Source organism: Micromonospora sp. NPDC049044 (assembly GCF_040649215.1).
Taxonomy (GTDB): Bacteria; Actinomycetota; Actinomycetes; order Mycobacteriales; family Micromonosporaceae; genus Micromonospora.
On sequence record NZ_JBEZFA010000043.1, the window covers coordinates 41,870 to 62,912 of the forward strand.

Annotated in this window: 20 protein-coding genes and 1 pseudogene; 12 read left to right on the forward strand and 9 right to left on the reverse strand. The window is 69.7% G+C overall.

Annotated elements, in window-relative coordinates:
- Positions 1–35: 35 nt before the first annotated feature.
- Positions 36–371: a HEAT repeat domain-containing protein gene (locus tag AB0B85_RS28015; protein ID WP_357411958.1), complete on the reverse strand. Its 336-nt coding sequence runs from the start codon at positions 369–371 to the stop codon at positions 36–38.
- 334 nt (positions 372–705) lie between these two features.
- On the opposite strand from AB0B85_RS28015, the gene AB0B85_RS28020 reads away from it, so the two are divergent.
- Positions 706–1,911 carry a pyridoxal phosphate-dependent aminotransferase gene (locus AB0B85_RS28020; protein WP_357411959.1) on the forward strand — a complete coding sequence of 402 codons (1,206 nt, stop codon included), beginning with the start codon at positions 706–708 and terminating at the stop codon, positions 1,909–1,911.
- 129 nt (positions 1,912–2,040) lie between these two features.
- Here AB0B85_RS28020 and AB0B85_RS28025 read toward each other — a convergent pair whose 3' ends face one another.
- Entirely contained in the window at positions 2,041–4,128 is a 2,088-nt protein-coding gene (locus AB0B85_RS28025) for an NPCBM/NEW2 domain-containing protein (RefSeq protein ID WP_357411960.1), read from the reverse strand.
- Between the two features lie 432 nt (positions 4,129–4,560).
- On the opposite strand from AB0B85_RS28025, the gene AB0B85_RS28030 reads away from it, so the two are divergent.
- On the forward strand, positions 4,561–4,932 hold the full coding sequence (locus tag AB0B85_RS28030) for a hypothetical protein (protein WP_357411961.1): 372 nt from the start codon (positions 4,561–4,563) through the stop codon (positions 4,930–4,932).
- Positions 4,933–5,090: 158 nt separating this feature from the next.
- Here the strand turns inward: AB0B85_RS28030 and AB0B85_RS28035 are convergent, their stop codons facing one another.
- Entirely contained in the window at positions 5,091–5,717 is a 627-nt protein-coding gene (locus AB0B85_RS28035) for a LysE family translocator (RefSeq protein ID WP_357411962.1), read from the reverse strand.
- Positions 5,718–5,787: 70 nt separating this feature from the next.
- On the opposite strand from AB0B85_RS28035, the gene AB0B85_RS28040 reads away from it, so the two are divergent.
- Positions 5,788–6,696: a LysR substrate-binding domain-containing protein gene (locus AB0B85_RS28040; protein WP_357411963.1), complete on the forward strand. Its 909-nt coding sequence runs from the start codon at positions 5,788–5,790 to the stop codon at positions 6,694–6,696.
- A gap of 218 nt (positions 6,697–6,914) precedes the next feature.
- A complete protein-coding gene (locus tag AB0B85_RS28045) occupies positions 6,915–7,892 on the forward strand; it encodes a GNAT family N-acetyltransferase (protein WP_357411964.1) in 978 nt (325 codons plus the stop codon).
- A gap of 206 nt (positions 7,893–8,098) precedes the next feature.
- On the opposite strand, the gene AB0B85_RS28050 is transcribed toward AB0B85_RS28045, so the two are convergent.
- The gene (locus AB0B85_RS28050) at positions 8,099–8,599 is read right to left on the reverse strand and encodes an anthrone oxygenase family protein (protein WP_357411965.1); all 501 of its coding nucleotides are present in this window, start codon (positions 8,597–8,599) and stop codon (positions 8,099–8,101) included.
- The gene (locus AB0B85_RS28055) at positions 8,596–9,453 is read right to left on the reverse strand and encodes an NAD(P)H-binding protein (RefSeq protein WP_357411966.1); all 858 of its coding nucleotides are present in this window, start codon (positions 9,451–9,453) and stop codon (positions 8,596–8,598) included. The genes AB0B85_RS28050 and AB0B85_RS28055 overlap by 4 nt, the downstream gene beginning before the upstream one ends.
- 103 nt (positions 9,454–9,556) lie before the next feature.
- On the opposite strand from AB0B85_RS28055, the gene AB0B85_RS28060 reads away from it, so the two are divergent.
- Positions 9,557–10,513, forward strand: a complete 957-nt coding sequence (locus AB0B85_RS28060) for an AraC family transcriptional regulator (protein ID WP_357411967.1) — start codon at positions 9,557–9,559, stop codon at positions 10,511–10,513.
- Here AB0B85_RS28060 and AB0B85_RS28065 read toward each other — a convergent pair whose 3' ends face one another.
- On the reverse strand, positions 10,514–11,176 hold the full coding sequence (locus AB0B85_RS28065) for an HAD family hydrolase (protein WP_357411968.1): 663 nt from the start codon (positions 11,174–11,176) through the stop codon (positions 10,514–10,516).
- A 49-nt stretch (positions 11,177–11,225) separates the two neighbouring features.
- Between AB0B85_RS28065 and AB0B85_RS28070 the strand changes: the two genes are divergently transcribed.
- Positions 11,226–12,560, forward strand: coding sequence for an SWIM zinc finger family protein (locus tag AB0B85_RS28070; RefSeq protein ID WP_357411969.1), 1,335 nt, complete (start codon positions 11,226–11,228; stop codon positions 12,558–12,560).
- A complete protein-coding gene (locus tag AB0B85_RS28075; RefSeq protein ID WP_357411970.1) occupies positions 12,557–15,094 on the forward strand; it encodes a DUF6493 family protein in 2,538 nt (845 codons plus the stop codon). The genes AB0B85_RS28070 and AB0B85_RS28075 overlap by 4 nt, the downstream gene beginning before the upstream one ends.
- Before the next feature lie 51 nt (positions 15,095–15,145).
- Here the strand turns inward: AB0B85_RS28075 and AB0B85_RS28080 are convergent, their stop codons facing one another.
- Positions 15,146–15,805 (reverse strand): hypothetical protein, encoded by a 660-nt coding sequence (locus tag AB0B85_RS28080; protein WP_357411971.1) that lies wholly within the window; start codon positions 15,803–15,805, stop codon positions 15,146–15,148.
- Positions 15,806–16,099: 294 nt separating this feature from the next.
- On the opposite strand from AB0B85_RS28080, the gene AB0B85_RS28085 reads away from it, so the two are divergent.
- A complete protein-coding gene (locus AB0B85_RS28085; RefSeq protein ID WP_013283833.1) occupies positions 16,100–16,303 on the forward strand; it encodes a cold-shock protein in 204 nt (67 codons plus the stop codon).
- 181 nt (positions 16,304–16,484) lie between these two features.
- Here the strand turns inward: AB0B85_RS28085 and AB0B85_RS28090 are convergent, their stop codons facing one another.
- Together AB0B85_RS28090 and AB0B85_RS28095 are read right to left on the reverse strand one after the other, a co-directional pair.
- Positions 16,485–17,060, reverse strand: coding sequence for a nucleotidyltransferase family protein (locus AB0B85_RS28090; RefSeq protein ID WP_357411972.1), 576 nt, complete (start codon positions 17,058–17,060; stop codon positions 16,485–16,487).
- A 194-nt stretch (positions 17,061–17,254) separates the two neighbouring features.
- Positions 17,255–17,398: a hypothetical protein gene (locus AB0B85_RS28095; protein ID WP_357411973.1), complete on the reverse strand. Its 144-nt coding sequence runs from the start codon at positions 17,396–17,398 to the stop codon at positions 17,255–17,257.
- 29 nt (positions 17,399–17,427) lie between these two features.
- On the opposite strand from AB0B85_RS28095, the gene AB0B85_RS28100 reads away from it, so the two are divergent.
- The 4 genes and pseudogenes from AB0B85_RS28100 to AB0B85_RS28115 all read left to right on the forward strand — a co-directional run bounded on the left by AB0B85_RS28100 (position 17,428) and on the right by AB0B85_RS28115 (position 20,763).
- Positions 17,428–18,549 (forward strand): hypothetical protein, encoded by a 1,122-nt coding sequence (locus tag AB0B85_RS28100; RefSeq protein WP_357411974.1) that lies wholly within the window; start codon positions 17,428–17,430, stop codon positions 18,547–18,549.
- A 309-nt stretch (positions 18,550–18,858) separates the two neighbouring features.
- The gene (locus tag AB0B85_RS28105; RefSeq protein ID WP_357411975.1) at positions 18,859–19,890 is read left to right on the forward strand and encodes a pectinesterase family protein; all 1,032 of its coding nucleotides are present in this window, start codon (positions 18,859–18,861) and stop codon (positions 19,888–19,890) included.
- 139 nt (positions 19,891–20,029) lie between these two features.
- Positions 20,030–20,299 (forward strand): annotated as a pseudogene (locus tag AB0B85_RS28110) (cellulose binding domain-containing protein); the annotation flags it as partial.
- A 77-nt stretch (positions 20,300–20,376) separates the two neighbouring features.
- Positions 20,377–20,763 carry a hypothetical protein gene (locus AB0B85_RS28115; protein ID WP_357411976.1) on the forward strand — a complete coding sequence of 129 codons (387 nt, stop codon included), beginning with the start codon at positions 20,377–20,379 and terminating at the stop codon, positions 20,761–20,763.
- Positions 20,764–21,043 lie beyond the last annotated feature (280 nt).

Here is a 21,043-nt window from a genome sequence, read left to right on the forward strand (position 1 = left end):
CACCCAGTGACACTTTGCGATCCAGCCGGATGAGGTCAGCGGATCAAACCTGCGGACCGCGCTTGATACAGCTGACGGCGTGCTTGTGTGGTGTCGAGTTGTTCGAGGCCCTTGACGGCCCAGAAGCGTAGCCGCTCGTCATCGCCGTGGAGCTGGACGACCAGCACTGGCAGCGCGTCCGCCGAGCGTGCGTCGCCGATGAGTTCAAGCAACCAGCAGCGCAGACCGTGGTCGGGTTCGCGGTTGAACTCGGTGATCAGTTCGTCGAGGTGCTGCGCGGCGTGGGGTCGAAGTAGGTGGAATCCGTCCTCCTGCTTCTGCGGATCGCGGCTGCGCATCAGCCGCATGGCGTACTGGAACTGGTTCGCCACATCGTCTCCGTAGACCGCCGCAACTGGAGCACGCCATCGCATGATCATTGAGGGCATGTGACGACAGCCAAGATCGTGCGGTAGCCGAGGGCACAGCATAGACGTTGCGGGGTGCCAGGTGATGTCCGAGGATGCCGTCCAGGCGGTCGCCCCACGCGGCCCGTGCTCTGTGCCGCACCGGTTGGGGAGGACCCGCGCGAGGCGGTCAACGCTGTGGCCAGATGCGGGCCGGAATCGTTCGACGCCGGTCGGGGGTTCGTCCGCAACGCGCCACGAACGCGCTCGTGGACATAGCATCGGTCCTCGGCACACGACGTTTCGCGAAGGGGGTCCGATGCGACAGTCGCAGCGGCTGAAGAGTGTCCGGTACGACATCCGTGGCCCGGTGATGCGCCGGGCGCAGGAGTTGGAGGCCGCCGGGCACCGGATCCTCAAGCTCAACCTGGGCAACCCGGCGCCGTGGGGGCTGGCCACGCCAGAGCCGATCATCGCCGACGTCGTGCAGAACATCGTGGCCGCTCAGGGATACAGCGACGCGCGGGGCATCTACTCAGCCCGCGTCGCGGTGGCCCAGCACTACCAGACTCTCGGCGTGCCCGGCGTGCAGCCGGACGACGTGCTGCTCGGCAACGGGGTCTCCGAGCTGATCGTGATGGTGCTCCAGGCGCTGCTGGACACGGGCGACGAGGTGCTGGTGCCGAGCCCGGACTACCCGCTCTGGACCGGCGCGGTAAACCTGTGCAGCGGTCGTGCTGTGCATTACCGCTGCGACGAGAGCGCGGGCTGGGCACCGGACCTGGAGCACCTGGCGTCGCAGATCACCGACCGGACCCGCGCGCTCGTGGTGATCAACCCGAACAACCCGACCGGCGCGGTCTACTCCCGGGAGGTGCTGCTCGGCATGATCGAGCTTGCGCGCAAGCACGATCTGCTGATCTTCGCCGACGAGATCTACGACAAGATCGTGTACGACGGAGCGACGCACCACACGCTCGCCGCCCTCGCCCCGGACGTGCCGGTGGTCAGTATGGGCGGCCTGTCCAAGGCCTACCGGGCTGCGGGTTTCCGCTCCGGCTGGCTCGCCACCAGCGGCTTCAGCGGCACCGACTCGGATTACCTGGACGGACTGCAACTGCTTGCCAACATGCGGGTCTGCCCGAACGTGCCGGCCCAGCATGCCATTCAAACCGCGCTCGGCGGATACCAGAGCATCGAGGATCTGACCGGCCCCGGGGGCCGCCTGCTGCGCCAGCGCGACCACGCCTGGCAGTCCCTGATCGACATCCCCGGCGTCGACTGCGTCAAGCCGGCCGGCGCCCTCTACCTCTTCGCCCGCCTCGACCCGCAGATCCACAAGATCCACGACGACGAGCGTCTGGTGATCGACCTCCTGGAGCAGCAGCACCTCCTGATCTCGCACGGCACCGGCTTCAACCTCGACACCCCGGACCACCTCCGCCTGGTCTTCCTGGCCGCCACGGACGTCCTCGACGACGCCGTCTCCCGGATCCGCACCTTCCTCTCCACCTACCGTCAGTAACCAGGCGGCGCGGCCCTCCCCCGCCACCTTCGTGCGAGCCCGAAGGCCCACTCCTGTTCAATGATCGAAGCTCCGGCCCGGGCTCAACCCGGGGCCGGAGCTTCGATCACGCGAGGAGTGTCCGGGGCGTCAGCAGGTGGCGTTCAGGCCGGCCCAGTTGGCGCGGTCGTTGTAACCACCGTCGCCGCCGTCGCCGACCAGCAGGTCGAGCACCCGTACGCCGGTCAGGTCGACGTCGACCTGACGAATGTCGTCACGGGTCAGCACACCGCTGTCGAACAGGACCCGACCGTCGCCGACCACCTGGAAGGTCGAGGTGGCTCCCTCGGGACCGACGTTGCGTACCGCGTCGTCCAGGCCGACGGTCGCGGTCAGCCTGTCGCACCTGTCGCCCAGGTAGTAACGGACCGTGGAGGGCGAGGCGACGCCGAGGCCGGTCGGGTATACCTGGCCGATCATGCTGATCGGTGACCCGCCGCCGACGCTCTGGTCGACAGTCGGGGTCATCCAGCCGCTGGTGGCGCTGATCCAGGTGTGGTGGGACAGCACGACGTCACCGGTCGGCGGCGCCGGGGCGACAAGCACCGACGACACCGACGTCTGGCGTGACGTGTCGCGCCCGACCACCTCGTAGGACGTGGCGGCGGTAAGCGCGGCAGCCCCGGCGGCGGCGGTGGCCGGCAGGGTCACCGTGAAGGCGAAGGTGGTGGACCGGTCGGGAGCGAGCAGGATCGGCGCCCCGCTGAGTGCCCGGACCGTCCAGCCGGCCGGCGCGGTGAGCCGGACCTGCGGCTTGAGGACGGGCAGCAGGCCGTCGTTGCGGACGACAACCTCGACCCGCGCCTGGTCCCCGCCACCGACCACGGGCGCGGTCCCCTCCGGCGTGGCGGAGTTACCGACCTTCGTGACCTGCGGAAGACCCACTGTCACGTGCGGAGCACCCGGCAGACCCCGCGCCGGAGCCACCCGGAGCAGCGCGGCACCGTGTGCCGGAACCGCGGCGCTGAGGGTGCCCGCGCTCTCGGTGACCTGGTTGGTCCACGCGTTCCGGACGGTGAAGCGGGCTCCGGACAGGCCGACGGACGCCGCCTTCGTGGTGATGATTGTCGAGCTCTCACCGCGGTTGAGCAGCACGACGGCCCGGTCACCGTTGGCCAGGCGCTTGACCCAGGTCTCGGTCGTGCCGGCGGGGCCGACGCGTACGGCCTGGACACCGGCCGGGTCCTGGTTGATCGCCAGCACCTCGGGGTCGGTGAGCGTGTCGATCGAGGCCTGGCTGAGCTTGCGGATGTCACTGCCGATCACCAGCGGGGCGGCGGCCGCGGACCAGAGCGTCATCTGGGTACGGAACTCCTCCTCGGACATGCCGAGCCCGGGAGCCAGGTAGTCCGGGTCGTTGAAGTGACCCGGTCCGGCGGCCTCGGGGTGTCGCGCGTTCGCGTCGTAGTTGCGCAGCACGTCCTTGAACTTGATGTCACCGACGAAGCCCACGTCGGTGTAGGTCCGCCAGGACTGCGCGATCTGCGGGGCATAGCTCCAGGAGTACGTGGACTGCTGCTGCTCCGGGTAGTTGCCCCAGTCCGGGGAGGTCACCGGATTGCACAGGTTGAAGATGATCGGTCGCTTGCTGGCGTTGTTCCGCAGCGCCCGGGCGAACTCGGTGTAGGCGGTCTTCGGGTCCAGGTCGGCGGCGATCCCGCAGAGGAAGTCCACCTTCACCGCGTCGAACTCCAGGGCGGCGAAGTGGTCCGCGTCGCGCTGGTAGTAGCCGCCGCCGCTGCCGAGCCCACATTTGCCGGGGATGTACGGGCCGGCGTCGGTGTAGATGCCCGCCTTCAGCCCCTTGGCGTGGATGTAGTCGACGAGCGGCTTGAGCCCCTTCGGGAAGCGACTCCGGTCGGCCTGCAGGTCACCGGCGGCCGTCCGCGGCTCCGGGTCCTGCCAGCCGCCGTCCAGCCAGACGATGTCGTAGCCGGCCCTGGCCAGGCCACGGCTGACGATCGAGTCGGCGACCTCCCGTACGGACTCCTCGGAGAAGTCGCCGCCGAGGCCGAAGTAGGTGTTCCAGCCCTGGTAGGGCGTCGGGCTGAGCACCTGCTGGGGTGCATGGTCGGCGGCTACCGCAGCGTCGTTCGCGGCTGCGGCGTGGACCGGGGCGGGCACGATCAGCAGGCTGGCCGTGACGGCGGACAGGGCGGCGATCAGATGTCGTCTCACGAGGGGGTTCCTTCACAGCAGTGGGCAGGCCCGTACTCCTGGGTTGTTTCGATCGATCTTGCAAGCCGTTACCGCGAGTGTCAATATTATTTAATAAATTATGTCTACGACGTGCGAGCTGCTCCCGGGCACCCGCTGCCACCGGCCGAGGTCGCCGACCTGGCTCCGTGCCCTCGTATGGGCCCGTCGACTCGGTAGGCCGGGGGCACCTGACCCGGCCCGCACCGCCCGGCATGGTGACCTGATCAGAAGCTCGGGTCCGTCCCTCATCCCCGTTGCGTCCGGCGTTCGCCTCGTGCTCAGCGACCGGTTACGCTCCGGCCGTCTCCTGGTTCCGCGAAGGTCTCAGGTTTCGGCCCACCTGACGTTCGGCACGATCGCGGTCAGGCCACTGAGAGTGCGTCTCTTCGGCGTGTCTGCCAGCATGTGCCGATGCTGATCGGACGGATCTTGGCCGAAAGCCTTCGCGTTGGTTGTGACATCCAGGTGCCCGGGCTCCGGATAGTCCGGATCGCTCGTGAGGACGTCGCTGGGTCGCGGGCACCGCAGCAGCCAGCAGTTTGGACGTTACTGGACGTGGAAGCGCCGGACGAGGCGGCGGATGAACTGGCCGAGGCGTTGGCCGGGTCGCTCGCGGACGGCCAGGGCTGGTACGCCGACTTTCGCGTCGGCACGGATCATGTGATCGTCTATCCGGGGCGGGTGTTCCACTACACCGTTGGCGATCACGCCGGTAGGGACGCCGCAGTGCAGTACGGAAGACTGAACGGCGTGCCAGAGCATCAGCTCGACTGGGGCGAATGATCGGCACAGCCCATCCCCCTGCGGCGCGGAAGATACGTGGCTAGCCGCTTCAACCGCAGAACCCGCAGTGCATCCGACGCGCCGTTTCACGGTGCCCTCCCCTACACACGGCCCGCCGGCCCCGACTGAAATAGGAACGTCCACATCTCGTCAGGTTCCTACCGTTCGGCGGCCAGATGTAGGCCGAGGGCGATGAGAACGCCGCCGGTGACTGCGTCGATGCGACGACTCAGCGTGCGGCGATGCCGCAGCCACGTTCCGATCCGGCCGGCGAACACTCCGACAGCGCCGTCCACCACGAACTCCAGCGCGATCAGGATCAGCCCGAGAACGGCGAACTGGACCCAGACGGAACCGAGTGCTGGATCGACGAACTGCGGTAGAAAGGCCACCGAGAACGCGATCATCTTGGGATTGGAGAGGTTGGTCAGGAAACCGCTGAGGTAGGCGCGCCGACCGGACACTCCGGCTGCCTCCGTCCCGGGGATCATGTCGCCGCGCTGCCGGATCATCTGGATGCCGAGGTACGCCAGGTACACCGCACCGGCGATACGCAGCAATGTGAACGCCTGCGGCACCGCCGTGAACAGGGCGGTCAGACCGGCCGCCGCGACCAGCACGTGGATCGCCTCGCTGGTGGCCAGCCCTGCGGTGGCCAGTAGACCGGCCCGCGGCCCACCGCGCATCCCGCAGCTGAGCACGAACAGCATGTCCGGGCCAGGCGCGATCATGGCAACGACCGTGACGGCGGTGAACGCGGCAAGCAACTGCGGATCGAACGGCATCGTCTCAGCGTGCCGGGAGCCCAGCGATAGATCCATACCGGACGGCGAGCACTGAGCATAAGCTTCTCCGATGCTCGATTATCGGCGACTCAGCCTGTTACGCGACGTGGCGGTCACCGGCACCATCGCTGCCGCCGCCGAACGTGCCGGTTGCACCGCCGCAGCCGCCTCCCAGCAACTCGCCGGCCTGGAACGCGATGTCGGTGCCGCGCTGCTGGAGCGGTCGGCGCGCAGCGTCCGGCTCACCGAGGCGGGCCGGGTTCTCGCGGACCATGCCGGACGGCTGCTGAGCTCGCTCGCTGACGCTGAACGAGCCGTCCGTGACGTGGCCGGCCTGCGCGGTGGCACGATCAGGATCGCGGCGTTCGCCACCGCCGGAATCAGCTTCGTCATTCCGGCGCTCACCGTCTTCCGGCGGAGGCACCCCGACATCGAGTTGCGGTTCACCGAACTGGAGTCGGCCGAGGCGCTCCCGATGGTGCAGGCGGGGACCATCGACCTGGCGGTCACCCATGAGTACGCTCCGCTGTCGCGACCTGATCAGCGCGGACTCGACCAGCGGCCGCTCTACCGGGAGCCGATGTTGCTGGCCGTGCCCCGAGGCCTGACAGCCGCCGAGACCGAGGCTGCCGACCTCGCCGACTTCGCCACGACTCCGTGGGTCGCCGCGCTCACCAGCACCGGTTTCCAGGCCGCCACCGAGATGGCCTGCCGAGCGGCCGGCTTCGACCCCCGCGTCGACATCCGGGTGCACAGCTACCCGATGGTCCTGGCAATGGTCGGCGCCGGTTTCGGGGTAGGGCTCGTGCCGCAGCTCGCAGCCGTCGCGCAGCCCGGCGTGAGCTACCTGCCGATCGCCAGGCCGACCGGCCTGACGAGGCAGATATACGCCACCACCAGGCGCACCGACAGGTCGCCGGCAGCCCGGGCCTTTCGCCGATACCTGTGCGACGTCCTGGCCCTGACCACACCGAAGTAGGCGTCGCCCTGGCGGTTCCGCAGCAGAGGTGCACCCCATCCACCTGGTAACGGACGCGACCCCTCCGTCCGTGCGCCGCGCTCCAGGGCCAGCGACGCACGTCGCGGCAGATCGGTGCACGCCGGCGCCCCGTGATCTTGACAGGTCGAGGGCCAGAATGACGTGTGATCAACCGAGTGGCAGCAGGCGACCTCCGACTTTTCGACAGTGCCAGGAACATGTTCGACGCGGTGTCGGGCGGCAGCCAGACGTTCCTGGAGGCTCCCAGTGCACTGGCCTTCGTGGCCGCAGAGGCGGGAGAGATCTTCGGGTGGTGCTGGGGCCACCAACTGGTCCGCCCCGATGCCTCCTCGATGCTCTACCTTCATCGACTGGAGGTGGCGCAAGAACACCGTCGGAGGGGAATCGGGCGGGCACTTCTGCGTGCATTCATGTTGGCCGGTGCGCAGGCTGGTGCTACCAGGATGTTCTTGACGACCGGTGAGGCAAACGCCCCTGCGCGGGCACTCTACGAGTCACTGGGCGGTGGCCTGGCCGCACAGGGCCCCACGGTCAGCTACTGGTTCCTGTTGAATCCGCCCGAGACGGCGCCGGTTCGCCCCGTCTCGAGTCTGGACGCCCGTCAGACCTCTGCGGGTCGCGCCTTGCTTCTTACCGGCGTCGGCGGCGTCGGCAAGTCAACAGTGGCGGACGCACTCGGACGGGCGCTGACCGCAGCGGGCCACGTCACGGCCGTCGTGGACACGGACATGCTGGCCCAGTTCGGGCCGCCGCCGAATGTGGGCCCCGCGGGTGGACAACTCTACGACGAACTCAAGTGCGCCAACCTGGCGTCCGTGTGGACGAACTTCAGGGCCGCGGGCGCACGATTCGTCGTCGTCTCGGCGGTCATCGACAGCGCGGCCCAGCGAGAACGCTATGTGCAGAGCCTCGCGGACTGTGACGTCCAGGTGGTCAGGCTGATCGCGGACGGAGATACCGTCCGCACCCGCCTGCGCCAACGAGACACCGGGTCGAAGCTCGAGCAGCACCTCAGGGCGCTGGACAAGCACGAGCATTCACCACCCGAGACCGCCGTCGAGGACTTCACGGTCACGAACGACAGTGCCCCGGCCGAGGTCGCCACCGGCATCCTTGTCCGAGCGGACTGGCCGAGGCAGGTCAAGCGATCTGTCGCCGATCACCCACCGCCGTGATGGTCACCTGCGCTCCCATCGGCAGACCCCATCGTCGAGTCGCGCGTCGCTGTCAGCGGCAGATGTCCGCCCCGGTACGGCTACGGACATGCCGCGACCCACCCGTTGGTCTGCGACCAGCGGATCCAGACCGATGGGCCGCACGTGGGGCAGGCCCACCGGCCGCCCGGAGCTGGCCACCCAGCCCGCACCGGACGGCGACGTCATCAGGACGTGCCCGAGAGGTAGACCCCGAGTCCAGCCAGCAACAGGCTGATCAGGCTCGCACCGGCGCGTACCGAGTTCCACCGCGTCCAGGCCGACGAGTAGGAAGCCCACACCCGGACCGCCTCCGCAGGATCGGTCGGTACGCCTGTGGCGTCGAGGTTGTCGTTCATCGGCACGTTGATGGCCACCGTCGGGATGAACGCGCCCACCAGGTACACCCCCGCGGCGATCAGGAACAGCACCCCCGCCGACCGCATCCCGAGGATCAGCAGGAACACACCTGTCACCGTGGCGGCGACGAGCGGGCCGAAGAACGTGACGAAGAACAGCGGATTCTGGATCCTCTGGTTGATGCTCGTCATGGCCCGGATCGCGGTGCCGGCGTCGGCGGCGTTCAGACCGGGCATCACCGCCACCGAGAAGCCGTAGTAGACACCGGTGATCGCACCCGTCACCGCCACTGTCGCCGCCGCCGACCAGGCAGCCAGAGTGGCGTTCATGCCCAGTCCCCATCGGGTGACGTGTCCCACGCACCAGCGGCGGCGGCGTCCCGGGCATAGTCGGTGAAGTCGCGCGGGCTTCGACCCAGTGCCCGTTGCACACCATCGGCGAGCTGCGCGTTGCGGCCGTCCAACACCTTGCCGAACAGCTCGGTCAGCACCGCCACGAGCTCCGCCGGTACGTCGTACCCGGCCATCACTGCGGCGTACTCCTCGGGCGAGACCGATCGGTAGCGGATTTCCCGACCGAGCGCCTTGCCGATCTCCGAGGTCGCCTCGGCGAAGGTGAGCAGCCGCGGGCCGGTCACCTCGTAGACCTCCCCCGCGTGCCTGTCGTCGGTAAGCGCCGCGACCACGATGTCGGCGATGTCGCGGGCGTCGACGAACGGTTCCGGCACGTTCCCGGCCGGGAGGGTGACCTCGCCGCCGCGTATCGGGTCGGTCAGGAAGTCTTCGCTGAAGTTCTGGCTGAACCAGCTCGCCCGCACGATCGTCCAGGCCACTCCGGAGTCCTGGACCACCTGCTCGCTGAGTCTGGCCTCCTCCTCGCCCCGGCCGGAAAGCAGAACCAGCCGTTGGATCCCGCCGGACACCGCCTGTTCGGTGAACGAGCGGATCGTCGCGCGGGCGTCCGGCGCGGCCAGGTCCGGGTAGTACACCAGGTAGACCGACGACACCCCGTCCAGTACGGGTGCCCAGGTGCGCTTGTCGGTCCAGTCGAACGGCGGCTCACCGGAGCGGGAGCCGACCCGTACCGGCCTGTCGAGTTCGGCGAGCCGGTCCACCACCCGGCTCCCGGTCTTGCCGGTGCCGCCCAGTACGAGGATTGGCTGATCATCAGCGGTCTTCGTCATGCCGACGAGTCAAGTCGAGGGCGAGCGCACCGGGAATGGGCGAGACTCTCGATCGCATGTTCCGGCGTCTCGACCACCCGCGTCGCAGGGCTAACCTGAGCGCATGGATGCGCTCGCGGGGCTGCTGGACGGGCCGAGGGCGCGCGGTGCGTTCCTGATGCGGTCGGTGTTCGACCCACCCTGGTCGGTGCGGATCCAGGATCGCGCGCCAATCACCCTTGTCACCATGCTGCGCGGCACAGCGTGGGTGGTGCCGGACCAGGGCGATCCGGTGCCGCTACGCCCCGGCGATGTCGCGATCATCCGTGGCCCGGAGCCGTACACGATCGCCGACGACCCGGCCACGGCGCCGCAGGCGGTGATTCATCCCGGCGAGCACAGCACCACGCCCACCGGGGACGAGTTGTGCGAGGTGATGGACCTGGGTCTCCGGACCTGGGGCGAACGCGCTGACGGGTCGGCGGTGCTGCTCAGTGGCACGTACCAGTTGCAGGGCGAGGTCAGCCAACGGCTGCTGAGGGTCCTGCCCCATCTCCTGGTGCTGCCGGCCGGAGCACTTGACAGCCCGCTCATCCCGTTGCTCGGCGACGAGATGACCAAGGACGAGCCGGGGCAGGACGTGGTCCTGGACCGGCTGCTCGACCTCCTGCTCATCGCCGTACTCCGGGCCTGGTTCTCCCGGCCGGAGGCGGCGGCGCCCGCCTGGTACCGAGCGCACGGCGATCCGGTGGTCGGCAGCGCGTTGCGGCTGTTGCATGACCATCCGGCGAAGCCCTGGACGGTGGCCACCCTCGCGGCCGGCACCGGTATCTCGCGGGCGGTGCTGGCCCGTCGGTTCACCGAACTGGTCGGCGAGCCTCCGATGGCGTACCTCACCAACTGGCGGCTCGCTCTGGCCGCCGACCTGTTGCGCGAACCGGACGCCACCGTCGGCGCGGTGGCCCGCCAGGTCGGCTACGGCAGCTCATTCGCACTCAGCGCGGCCTTCAAACGGGTACGCGGTCTCAGCCCGGCCGAACACCGGCAGGGCAGCGGCGGGTGCAGAGCATCCGGATCGTGACTATGCGATGAGTTCGATCAGGCCGGTGAGGTCCGTAATCTCAGCTGCGACAGGTGTCCCACTCGGCAGGGCCTGCCCACGGTGGTTGATCCACACCGCCGGGATGCCGGACGCGTGCGCCCCGTACACGTCGGCGCTCATCGAGTCGCCGACGTGCAGCACCTCGTCCGCACCCAGGTCCAGCGCGGCGAGCGCGCGGGCGAACATGGCGCGGTCCGGTTTGTAGGCACGGACGTCCTCGCTTGTCACGACGGCGGCGAAGGCCAGGCCATGGTGGGCCATCGCCGTGTCCAGGTCGGCGCGGTCGACGTCGGACACCACGCAGATGGGCACCGTGACCTGGGAGAGGAACTCCCGGGTACCTGGACGCATCGGCGGCGACTGCCAGTACCTGAACTGCGCCGCGCACAGTGTGGCCGGGTCACCGGCGCAGCCCACCTCGGCCATCACCGTGGCCAGGCTGCGCATCGCGCAGTGTCGTAGCGTTCGGAACTGCGGGCCGGCGGCGACCGCCTCGTACTCTCGGGTCCACGCGTCCATGACGTGGCCTCGAGAGACGGATGTTGCGGCGTCGGCGGCTACCTGGTCAGCTATCGCCTGCATGATCGTGTCGTCGTCTTCGACCACCGTGCCGTAGAAGTCCAGCAGGAGTCCCTTGATCACGCTCGCAGCGTAGTCGTCGTGTCGGGGGTGGGTCGTAAGTTCTGCAGCCGTGAACGCCTTGCAGACCTACCGCTACCTCCAGCCGTCCACGCTGCACCGGGGTGACCTGGCGCTGCAGACCAGCGGCGGGCCCGCGACCAACCCGCGGTTCTTCTCCGGTTTTCTGACCACTCCGCCGGCGGCTGCCGCCGGGCTCTTGGCGGTCGCCGAGGTCGCCCGCACCCGGTATCACCAGCCGGTCAGTCCGGCGAGCCTCGATCCTGTGGTCACCGGCAGCCGGGACCGGATGCGCTTCGAGTCGTTCTCCGGCTGCTGTGGGGTGTACGCGCGGCTGGACGTCGTGCCGGCCGGGTTCGACGGTGACATCGTCGAGCACGGCACCACGAACGTCGACGTGAACGCGCCGCTGCGGGAGGCGCTGGCCCGGGTGGGCGGCATCGACCCGCTGCACCTGTCGGTGGGTCCGGACGACCTGACCGTATCCACTCTCGACGGTCCGCTGGTGGAGAAGAAGGTGCCACTGCCCGGGCGGTGGCTGCGGGCTTTCGCCGAGGTCCATCTGATTGCCGCGTCCATGCAACAGCGCGCGGAGATCACGGCGGCGGAGGGGGCCACCTTCCTGCGCCGGCTGCCGGCGGGCAACGACCGGTCGGTGCTCTGGGTGGTGCCGGCCGGGCGTTCGCTGCGACTGACGTCGCGTCCGGTGCCCGGCGCGGTGTGCCTGGCCGGCGCCGGACGGCTCGCGACGCTGCGTGGACTGCTCCGGTACGCGAAGACCCTGCGGGTGTACGGGCCGTCGGCGGGCGCCGGGTCGCCGCCGCTGCCGAGCGTGTGGGAGCTCGACACCGGCGCGCTGCGGCTGTCGCTGACCCTGTCGCCGGAGCCCTACCGGGGCTTCTCCGGCGAGGGTGGCGCGCTGACCGCGCTCGCCACGGACGACGTCGCCGACGACGCCGCGCTGGTCGCCGCGCTGCTGTCCTGGGATCCGACGATCGATGTCCACGCGTTGGCGGCCTCGGCGGGGATCTCGGCGGAGCGGGTCCGGGCCGCGCTGGCCCAGCTGGGCACCGCCGGCCGGGTCGGCTTCGACGTGGCCGAGGCGGGCTACTTCCACCGGGTGTTGCCGTACGACGCCGGCCGGGCCGAGCGGGACAATCCCCGGCTGGTCGGGGCGCGGGCGCTCGTCGAGGCCGGTGCTGTCACGCGCGACGGCGAGGCGGCGACCGTACGCCACGGGGACGAGGTCTACCGGGTCCGCCGCCGGGCGGATGGCTCGTACACCTGCTCCTGCCCCTGGTGGGCGCGGCACCGCGGTCAGCGCGGGCCGTGCAAGCATGCGCTGGCCACGACGATGGTGGGCACCGCGGCGGAGGTTGGAGCATGACCGATCCATTCGAGTTCCTGGTCCGGGGCAACGTCGACGCGGCCGTCGACGCGGTCACCGGCCTCGACGAGCCGGGGCGGCGTTCGTTGGCCGACGGGCTGGTGGCCCACGTGCGCCGGCGGCGCGACACCTGGTGGTGGAACGACAAGGCGGCGGCCCTGGCGGTGGCCGCGGTCGGGTGCCTGCCCAGCGCCGCCGCAGCGGCCGAGCTGCTCGGCCGGCGCAACGTGTCGCTGCGGCGCGCCGATGCCGGGCTGGTGGTCCAGGTCGCGCGGACGCGCGGGGTGTCGTGGCTGGCAGAGTTGGCATACCGGCTGGCGGATCGGCTCCGCCGGGACGACCCGGCGGACGGCTGGGAGTTCGTCGCCGAACTGCTCACCGCCGAGAAGGCGGCCGCACCCACGGGTGACCAGTTCGTGGAGGGATGGCTCGCCCGGATGGCGTGGCCGCCGGAGCGGCAACGACCGGTCCCGCTGGTCGACCGGCTCCGGGCGGACGTGTTCCTCGACGCCCTGGTCCCGCGTCTGTTCGAGGTGGACGGCGCCGGGACGCGGATGTCCTTCGACGAGTTCATGACCGACGAGAAGCTCGCCCTGCCGAGCGCACTGGCGCAGCTGGCCGGCGAGGGCCGCCTGGACCGGACGATGCTGCACGAGGGCTGCCTGAGCCGTCTGCTACGCGGCGACCGGCCGTCCGCGTTGCGCGTGTTCGTCACCCTGCACGCCCTGCTGGAGCCCACCCCCGGCGAGGTCGACAAGCATCGCGGAGACTATCTGCGCCTGCTCGCCGACGCCCCCGGGTCCGTCGCGTCGATGGCGCAGAGAACGCTGCGGGCTCTCGACGGCCTGGAAATCGACGGGCTGCTGGACGCGTCGCGGGCCGTCCTCGTCCGGCCCGACAAGGCGCTGGTCCGCACCCAGCTCGGCTGGCTGGACCAGCTCGCCCGCCGGCATCCCGACCGGACGGCGGAGATCGCCGAGGTCATCGCGACAGCTGTCGACCACGCGGCGGCAGACATCCGCGACCGGGCCGGCACGCTGGCCGCCCGGCACGGGCACGTGGTCGCCCCACGGATCGTCATCAATGCGGTGGGCGACGACCTGCCGCCACCGGCCGCCCCGCTGCCCGCGCCACCGGCCATCACCGACCCGGACGAACTGGCCGAGGAGGTCGCCTCCCTGCGCGGCGGCCCGACGACGGCGTCCGCTCTGGAGCGGGTCCTCGACGCTGTCGTACGGCTCGCCAGTGGTGACCGGGCGCGGCTGAAAGATGCCCTGACCCCCGTGCTGCGACGGCGCCGCACCGGTGCGGAGGAACACCCGTGGGATCCGTGCTGCCTGTGCGGTCTGCTCGGCGGGGTGCTGCACGCGGCGGCCGACCCGGTCGAGGGGGGCACCAGGCGGGGACGGTGGGTCGCGATGCTGGCGGCGACGCGCCGCCGCACCCCGGGCGGACCGTCCCTCGATCCACGGGTGCCCCCGCCGCACCGGCTGCTGCGCGCCCGGCTCGCCGAGATCGGTGACCGCGTTGGCCCGCCCCGGCACCCCGGTCTGCTCGCGGCCCCGACCAGGGCAAACGGCGCCATCGACCCCGAGGCGCTGTACGACCGCCTGACCCGGCTCGGCGAGCACGGCGCGTGGCAGATGGACCTCACGCAGGCCCTGCTGCGGCTGCCCGCGCGAGTCGACGAACCCCTCGCGGCCCGGGCGGCGGCGCTCGGCACGCCCGCCGGTGACCGGCTCGCCGGTTGGCTGCGCGCCGGAGGCCTGCCGACACCGGAGCAGCGGGTGGTCACCGTGCCCCGCCGGGAGCGCCGACAGAGCTACGACTGGGGGTACGACGACCTGCCCCGGCAGCGGACGCACGTGCTGGTCAGCCCGCCGGAGGGCGTCGACGACCCGTTCGGCCTGCTCACCGTGCCGGCCGGAACCACGGACCGTCTCTTCGGCGGTTCGGCCCTGCTCTGGCCTGCCGTGTTGCCCGGCTACCGGGGACTTGTCGCGGCGTACGCGCTGCCCGACATCGCCAGCGCCGCCGACCAGGACCTGCCCGGCGGGGCCGCGATCCTGCCGCTGCTCGCCGAGTGCGGCGGCGACGGCGGTCCCGCCGTCGCCCTCGCCCTCGCGTACGGCCTGGGTGCCCGCCACGAGTCCGACCGGGTCGCCGCCGTTGACGCGCTCCTCATGCTGGCCGCCGCCGGCGACCTGGACGCTCCCACTGTCGGCGCCCACCTCGGCACCCTCGCCGCCGTCGGTGACCTCACGCTGACCCGCACCCTGCAGCCGCTGCGCGACGCGTCCGCCGCCGGTGCGCCGCTCAGTACCTGGCGCGTGCTCGCCGCCGCGTTGCCCGCACTCCTCGCGGCGCCGAAGACCCCACGCGGCACCCCGGACCTGTTGACGCTGGCGGCGGAAACGGCAGGTGCCACCGGCGCCCGAATCGACGTACCCGGACTGGCCGAGGTCGCCGCCCGCGGCGGGTCCAGTCGGCTGGTCGCCGAGGCGCGGCGCCTGGCCGACGCGCTCGACAGCTGATGCCGTCTCCGGATGGGTGGTGAGGACGGGCCTCACGCCTCCGTTCGGCCCTTACGCTGGGCGGGCCGGCTGGTTCTGGTGAACTGCCGATGTCCTCGTCGAGTGCTCGGTGATGAGTGCGGGAAACCAGGTGATGTCCTGAGGGGTGCCGTCATGGGTGCCGTGGTTGTTGTTGGCCATGTCAGCGACCCGCTGCGCATCGTCGAGGGTGGTCAGCAGCGCACTGTGCCCCGGCCGGATGCCGAGTTTGTCGAGTGCCTGGGTATCCAGCCGGTAGCAGAGCCAGCTGTGGAAGCGGCCGTCGATAAAGCCGAGCACCTCGAATCCGAGAATCGTGCCGGGTGGGGCGGCCGCTGGTTGCGCGAGGTTCATCCGGATTGGATGCGGAAGGTCGCCGATCCACTCCTCGATCATGGTGGCCAGCTCGGTGGCGACCGTTGTCGTCACGCTCATGCTCAGCACGTGCGCGGTGCGGGGGTCCGAAGGCGCACGCCTGACGGCATTGGCTGCCTGCTGGAAGGACCGTTGCCATGGCTCGAACAGAGGCTGTTGCCACGGTTCGATGTCCTGGTCGGCCGGGAGAAGGTCGACGAGACAGTCGCTGACCGTGGGGACGGCGGGCGATAGGTCGGCGGTCCAGTCCGCTCTGGCTGGCATCCAGCGGAAGCCAGCCACGAACCCGGCCAGCGTGTAGCTCTCGGTGCGCGTCACCTGCTCATGATTGACGAAGCCGACGTCCGACGCGGAGGATTATTCGCTGCTGAGCCGTTCCGGATTGGACTTTCGGAGCTGGCGGGCAGTGGCGGCAGCGTACCGGGCCAGCCTCGTGTGCTACGGTAACCGTGTTGCAGTTTTGATTTCCGTAGACGTTTTCCGGCGCCTGATGGGGCATCTGAAACCCATCCAGGCGCTTTTCGTTTTTCGTGTCGTTTCGACGCGGGTGATCAACGCAGCGGCGTAAGGGTCCGCACAGTGCGGTCTCTGACAGCCTGCGAAGGAGCAGACATGACTACAGGCACCGTGAAGTGGTTCAACGCCGACAAGGGCTTCGGCTTCATCAGCCCGGACGACGGCGGCGCCGATGTCTTCGCCCACTTCTCCGCGATCTCGGCGAGCGGCTTCCGCAGCCTCGACGAGAACCAGAAGGTGGAGTTCGACATCACTCAGGGCCAGAAGGGCCCGCAGGCGGAGAACATCCGTCCGCTCTGATCCACGCTCTGCGAACGGCGGCCCGACTGATTCAGCGGGCCGCCGTTCGGCGTTTCATGCACTGTCCGCGGCATCTCGAAGAATTGTCTTATCGGCAGAGGTCCGGCCAGCTCGGTGCCGCGAGTAGGTGACGCACGCGAAGCGGCAGTAGCGCAGTCGCCGAGGCCCACCTTCCCCATTCTCAGAGGTCCGGTGGAACGTCGAGATCGGTGCCGTCGGCGATGTCCTCGCAGGGCACATGGGTCACCAGTTCGCCATGCGCCGCGAGGTAGCGGCGTGCGCCCACGTCGCCGACAGCCAGGGCCGACACCGCCGACCAGTGGTCGCGCCCAAGCAGTACCGGATGTCCGGGCTGACCGTGGTACGTGGCGACCGCCAGCCCGACGCGGCCGCCGAACCCGCGCAGGCGCCGGACCGCGGCTGCGGTGACGCCGGGTGTGTCGACAAGCAGCACGGCGACCGCGTCCACCGGGAACGTCGCCAATGCGGCCAGCCCCACCCGCAGGGAGGACCCCATGCCGGTGTGCCACTTGGGATTGTCAGTCACCGTTGCGCCGGACAGGTCGGTACGGGCACGCACCTGCTGCGCCTCCGCACCCAACACCACGACGACCGGATCGCAGGCCCCGTCACGCAGCGTTGCGAGACCACGCTCCACCAGTTGGCGACCGTCGACGACGACAAGCGCCTTCGGCATCCCGTACCGGCGCCCCGCGCCGCCCGCCAACAGGAGCCCAGCGATCCTGGGTTCGCTCACACCACCGAGCCTAGGTCACCCCGCGGCAGCACGTACCCGCCTGCCGCAGCGGCGCGGCAGGAAGTCGGAGGATCTCCAGCCGCCGGCGCAGGCTCGCCTGCTCAGCCTCACTCCTGGTCAGAGGATCTCCAGCCGCCGGCGCAGGCTCGCCTGCTCAGCCTCACTCCTGGTCATCCGCCAGATGTCCTCCCTGATCAGGGCCTGCTCGGCCCGGGGATGATCGCGTCGCGGACCAGGGTCCTGGCGGTGATCGCCAGGTCGAGGAGTTGCTCATCGGCGCGGGGAATGTGACGGTGCCCCATCAGCAGCACCTCTGCTGGTTCGAACCGGCGTGACACGAGTGCACGGTTGGTGGGATCTTTGGCGGGTGATCGACGTTGCGCGGCGTGAGCTGGACCGGATGCGGAGTTCCTCGGTGTTGTGGCAGGAGATGCGCTACGAGCGGGTCACCGGTGCCGACGGCTACGACTGCGACGGACACGCGGCGCGGCGGGCGATGGTGTTGTGGGCGTTGCAGTACGACCGGCAAGGAGATGATCTGCCGCTGCTGCGGTGGTTGGCCGAGCAGGAGGCGGTCTGTCGACGCGTGGCGCCGTTCCAAGGGCTGAGTGAAGAGACCGAACTTGCCGGTTTCCTGCTCGCCGAGCAGCAACGCGTACAGGATGTGTGGCTGCACTGGGAGATCAAGCGGGCCAACTTCGACACCTGGTGTGGCTACGACATCGAGCACCTGTTCGCCGCCGGGACCCAGGCCACGCTTGACTTCGTGCGCGACAGCGAGCACGCCGACCGGGACGACGTGCTGGAGTACGTGTTGGACGACGCAGGCCAACCTCTCGTGTCCGAGGACGAGGTAGCGCAGTGGCGGCAGCGGAAGAGGTCCTGGTTCCCGGCCGACCCGGTCGCCGAGGACCCGCTTCGGTGGGTGCACCGGGCCAAACTGACAGGCGACGATGCGCTCGCCCGCCAGTGGCTGGACCACTGGGCGTCGGGTCGTCAGCGAGACAGGGACACGCTGACCCAGCTTCGATATCAGCTGGCCGATCTCGGCGCGTACGCCGAAGCAGCCCAGGCCCAGCGGGAGAGCCTGGTGTACGCCGACAGTCCGTGGGACACCGCGTCGGCATGGCTGTCCCTGGCGAAGCTGGAACGCCAAGCCGGCGGCCACAGTGCCGCCTGGGAGGCGCTGCGGGAATGCCGCCGGGCCCTCGACGATGTGGCCGGCTGGACGGAGGTGGGCCTCGGTCGGATGTACATACAGGAGCTGTTCCTCCTGGCCGGCGCCGCCGACGGCGAGTTGGCCAGTGTGGTGTTCACCGAGGCGGAGAGGCAGGCACCGCACGTTCCCGGGTTGGCCCTGGTCATCCTGCAGGCCGCCACCGAAGCCGCCGACAAGATCGGTGACCGGACCAGGGCGGAGCACTACCGGAAGCTACGCGACGCTGAACGACGACGCATCGACGACGAACTGGGCCCCACCACCTCCTGATGTCGGCCATCCTCAGAAGCCGGACATCGAGGCCACCCGCAGGGACGACGGGTCGGATGGCAACTTCAGGCACCGACGCCCCGGATCGTGGCGCTGCGGGAGAAGCCTGCCCGACGGGCTCGTGGATGCGCTTCTACTGACGGCGGCACGCCCTCACCTGGGCGGGTGGCTCACCCTCCCCGCCTTTATATTTTAGGTTGTCGATGTTAGCGTTCACTTAACGTCGTCGTCTGCCGGTCGGCATGATCTTCGGCGGAGGCCCGGTGGGATGGGAGAACGCTCATGACCACATCCGGCAGGATTCTTCGCGTGCGTTCGGTGACGGTGGTGACGGTGTGCGCTCTGGCCGCCGCAGTCTCGATGACTTCTGCCGCGTCCGCGTCCGCGACCATCACCGTGGCCGCCGACGGCAGCGGCAACTACACGACAGTGCAGGCGGCGATCGACAGTGTCGCGGCGAACAACGGCGCTCCGGTCACCATCACCATCAAACCCGGCACCTACCGGGGCGTGGTCACCATTCCCGCCGACAAGCCCCACCTCACGTTGGTCGGTGCCGGCAGCTCCGCCGCCCAGGCGGTGATCGTCGAAGGGCACGCATCCGGCCAGACCAAGCCCGGTGGCGGTACGTACGGCACGTCCGGAAGTGCCTCGGTCTTCGTCAACGCCAACGACACCACGATCAGAAATCTGACCATGTCGAACGACTTCAACGAGGCCGCCAACACCCTCGACGCCGAGCAGGCCGTCGCCGTCAACACCTCCGGCGACCGGGTGCAGTTCGACAACGTCCGCATCCTCGGCAACCAGGACACCCTGCTTGTCAACGCACCAAGTGTCAGCTCGGTCCGGCGACTCTACGTTCGTAACTCCTATGTAGAGGGAGACGTCGACTTCATCTTCGGGCGGGGCACCATGGTCTTCCAGAACGGCACGGTGCACTCGCTCACCCGCGGCTCGTCGTCCAACAACGGCTACATCACCGCCGCGGCCACCGACATCAACAACAAGTTCGGCTATCTGTTCTGGGGCACCACGCTGACAAGCAACGCTCCCGCCAGGACCGTCTATCTGGGCCGGCCGTGGCACCCGAGCGGCGACGTCAACGCCCGTGGCCAGGTCCTCTACCGGGGCGTCACGATGGGCGCGCATATCCGCACCGACCCCTGGACGGACATGTCCGGCTTCTCGTGGAGGACCGCCCGGTTCGCCGAGTACAGCAGCACCGGGCCCGGCGCCGGTGTCAACGCCAACCGGCCCCAGATGAGCGCCTCCACCGCCACCCAGTACACGCCCACCGCCTACCTAGCGGGTAACGACGGCTGGAACCCCATCCGATGACGCCGATTCGGCCTTTCGCACCTGGTCACCGTCCCGTGCCCCCGCGCACCCGACTCGGGACACTCAGGACACGTTGTTCGCCGATCGCGTCTCGTGGTCCTGGTGGCAACGGTCCTGACCGTCGAGGCCGGCGGGCTCGATCGCCACCGCCCAGGCCGCCACCCCCGCGTGCGATGTCGCCTACCGGGTCACCAGCCAGTGGACCGGCGGGTTCGGAGCCGACGTCGTCGCCACCAACCTCGGTGACGCGGTGACCAGCTGGACCGTCGGTGGTAGCCTCGCCCCCGGGCAGGGCGTGGCGCAGGCGTGGAACCCCACCGTCACGGTCACCGGCACGGCGGTGACCGCCACCAACGTGAGCTACAACGGTGCCATCGGCTCCGGCGCGTCTGTCAGCTTCGGCTTCTCCGGCTCGTGGGGCGGCAGCAACCCGGTTCCGTCGTCGTTGTCCTTCAACGGCATCACCTGTGCGCCTGCCCACGACACGTGGGCAGCAACCGCTTCAAGGAACTGCTCGGCGTCATGGCGACGGCCGCCAGAGCCAGAGGGGCGAAGCCGATCTTCGTCACCCCGGTCGCGGCGATCACGTGCAGCGGCGGCACCGCTGTCGGCAATCGTGGTTTCGTCACCGAGACGACGGCTGCGGCCGCCACCAACGGCGTACCGGTCACCGACCTGCACGCGAAGAGTGTGGCGCTCTACAACACGCTGAGGCTGTGCCCGAACAACGGCGACTACTCGACGGGCGCGGTCGGCGCGTTCTTCTGCAACGACCACACCCACTTCGAGGCGGCCGGCGCCAGACAGATCGCCGGCGTGATCGCCACCGCCCTCAGGGCGCAGAACATCCCGCTCGCCGCCCACCTGAAGTGACAGCCGCCCCTGCGGTCGCCCCCCGTCGTCGGGTGCGGTTCTAGGCCGTTGAGGGCGCGTGTTGCCCCGACTGCTCCCCGAGCCGGGGCCTCGGCGAGACGGTCCCAGCTCGGGTGTGACAGTGTCGACGCCGACCTGTCCGGGTCTAGACGAGTAAGTCCTAACCCTGGTTAGTGGTCGTAGGTGATCAGGGATCGGGTGATGGGTTGGCCGGTGTTGCGGTTGTGCCAGATGGCGGCGGTCAGGGCCAGGATGCGTTGGGCGATGCGGGCGCTGACGC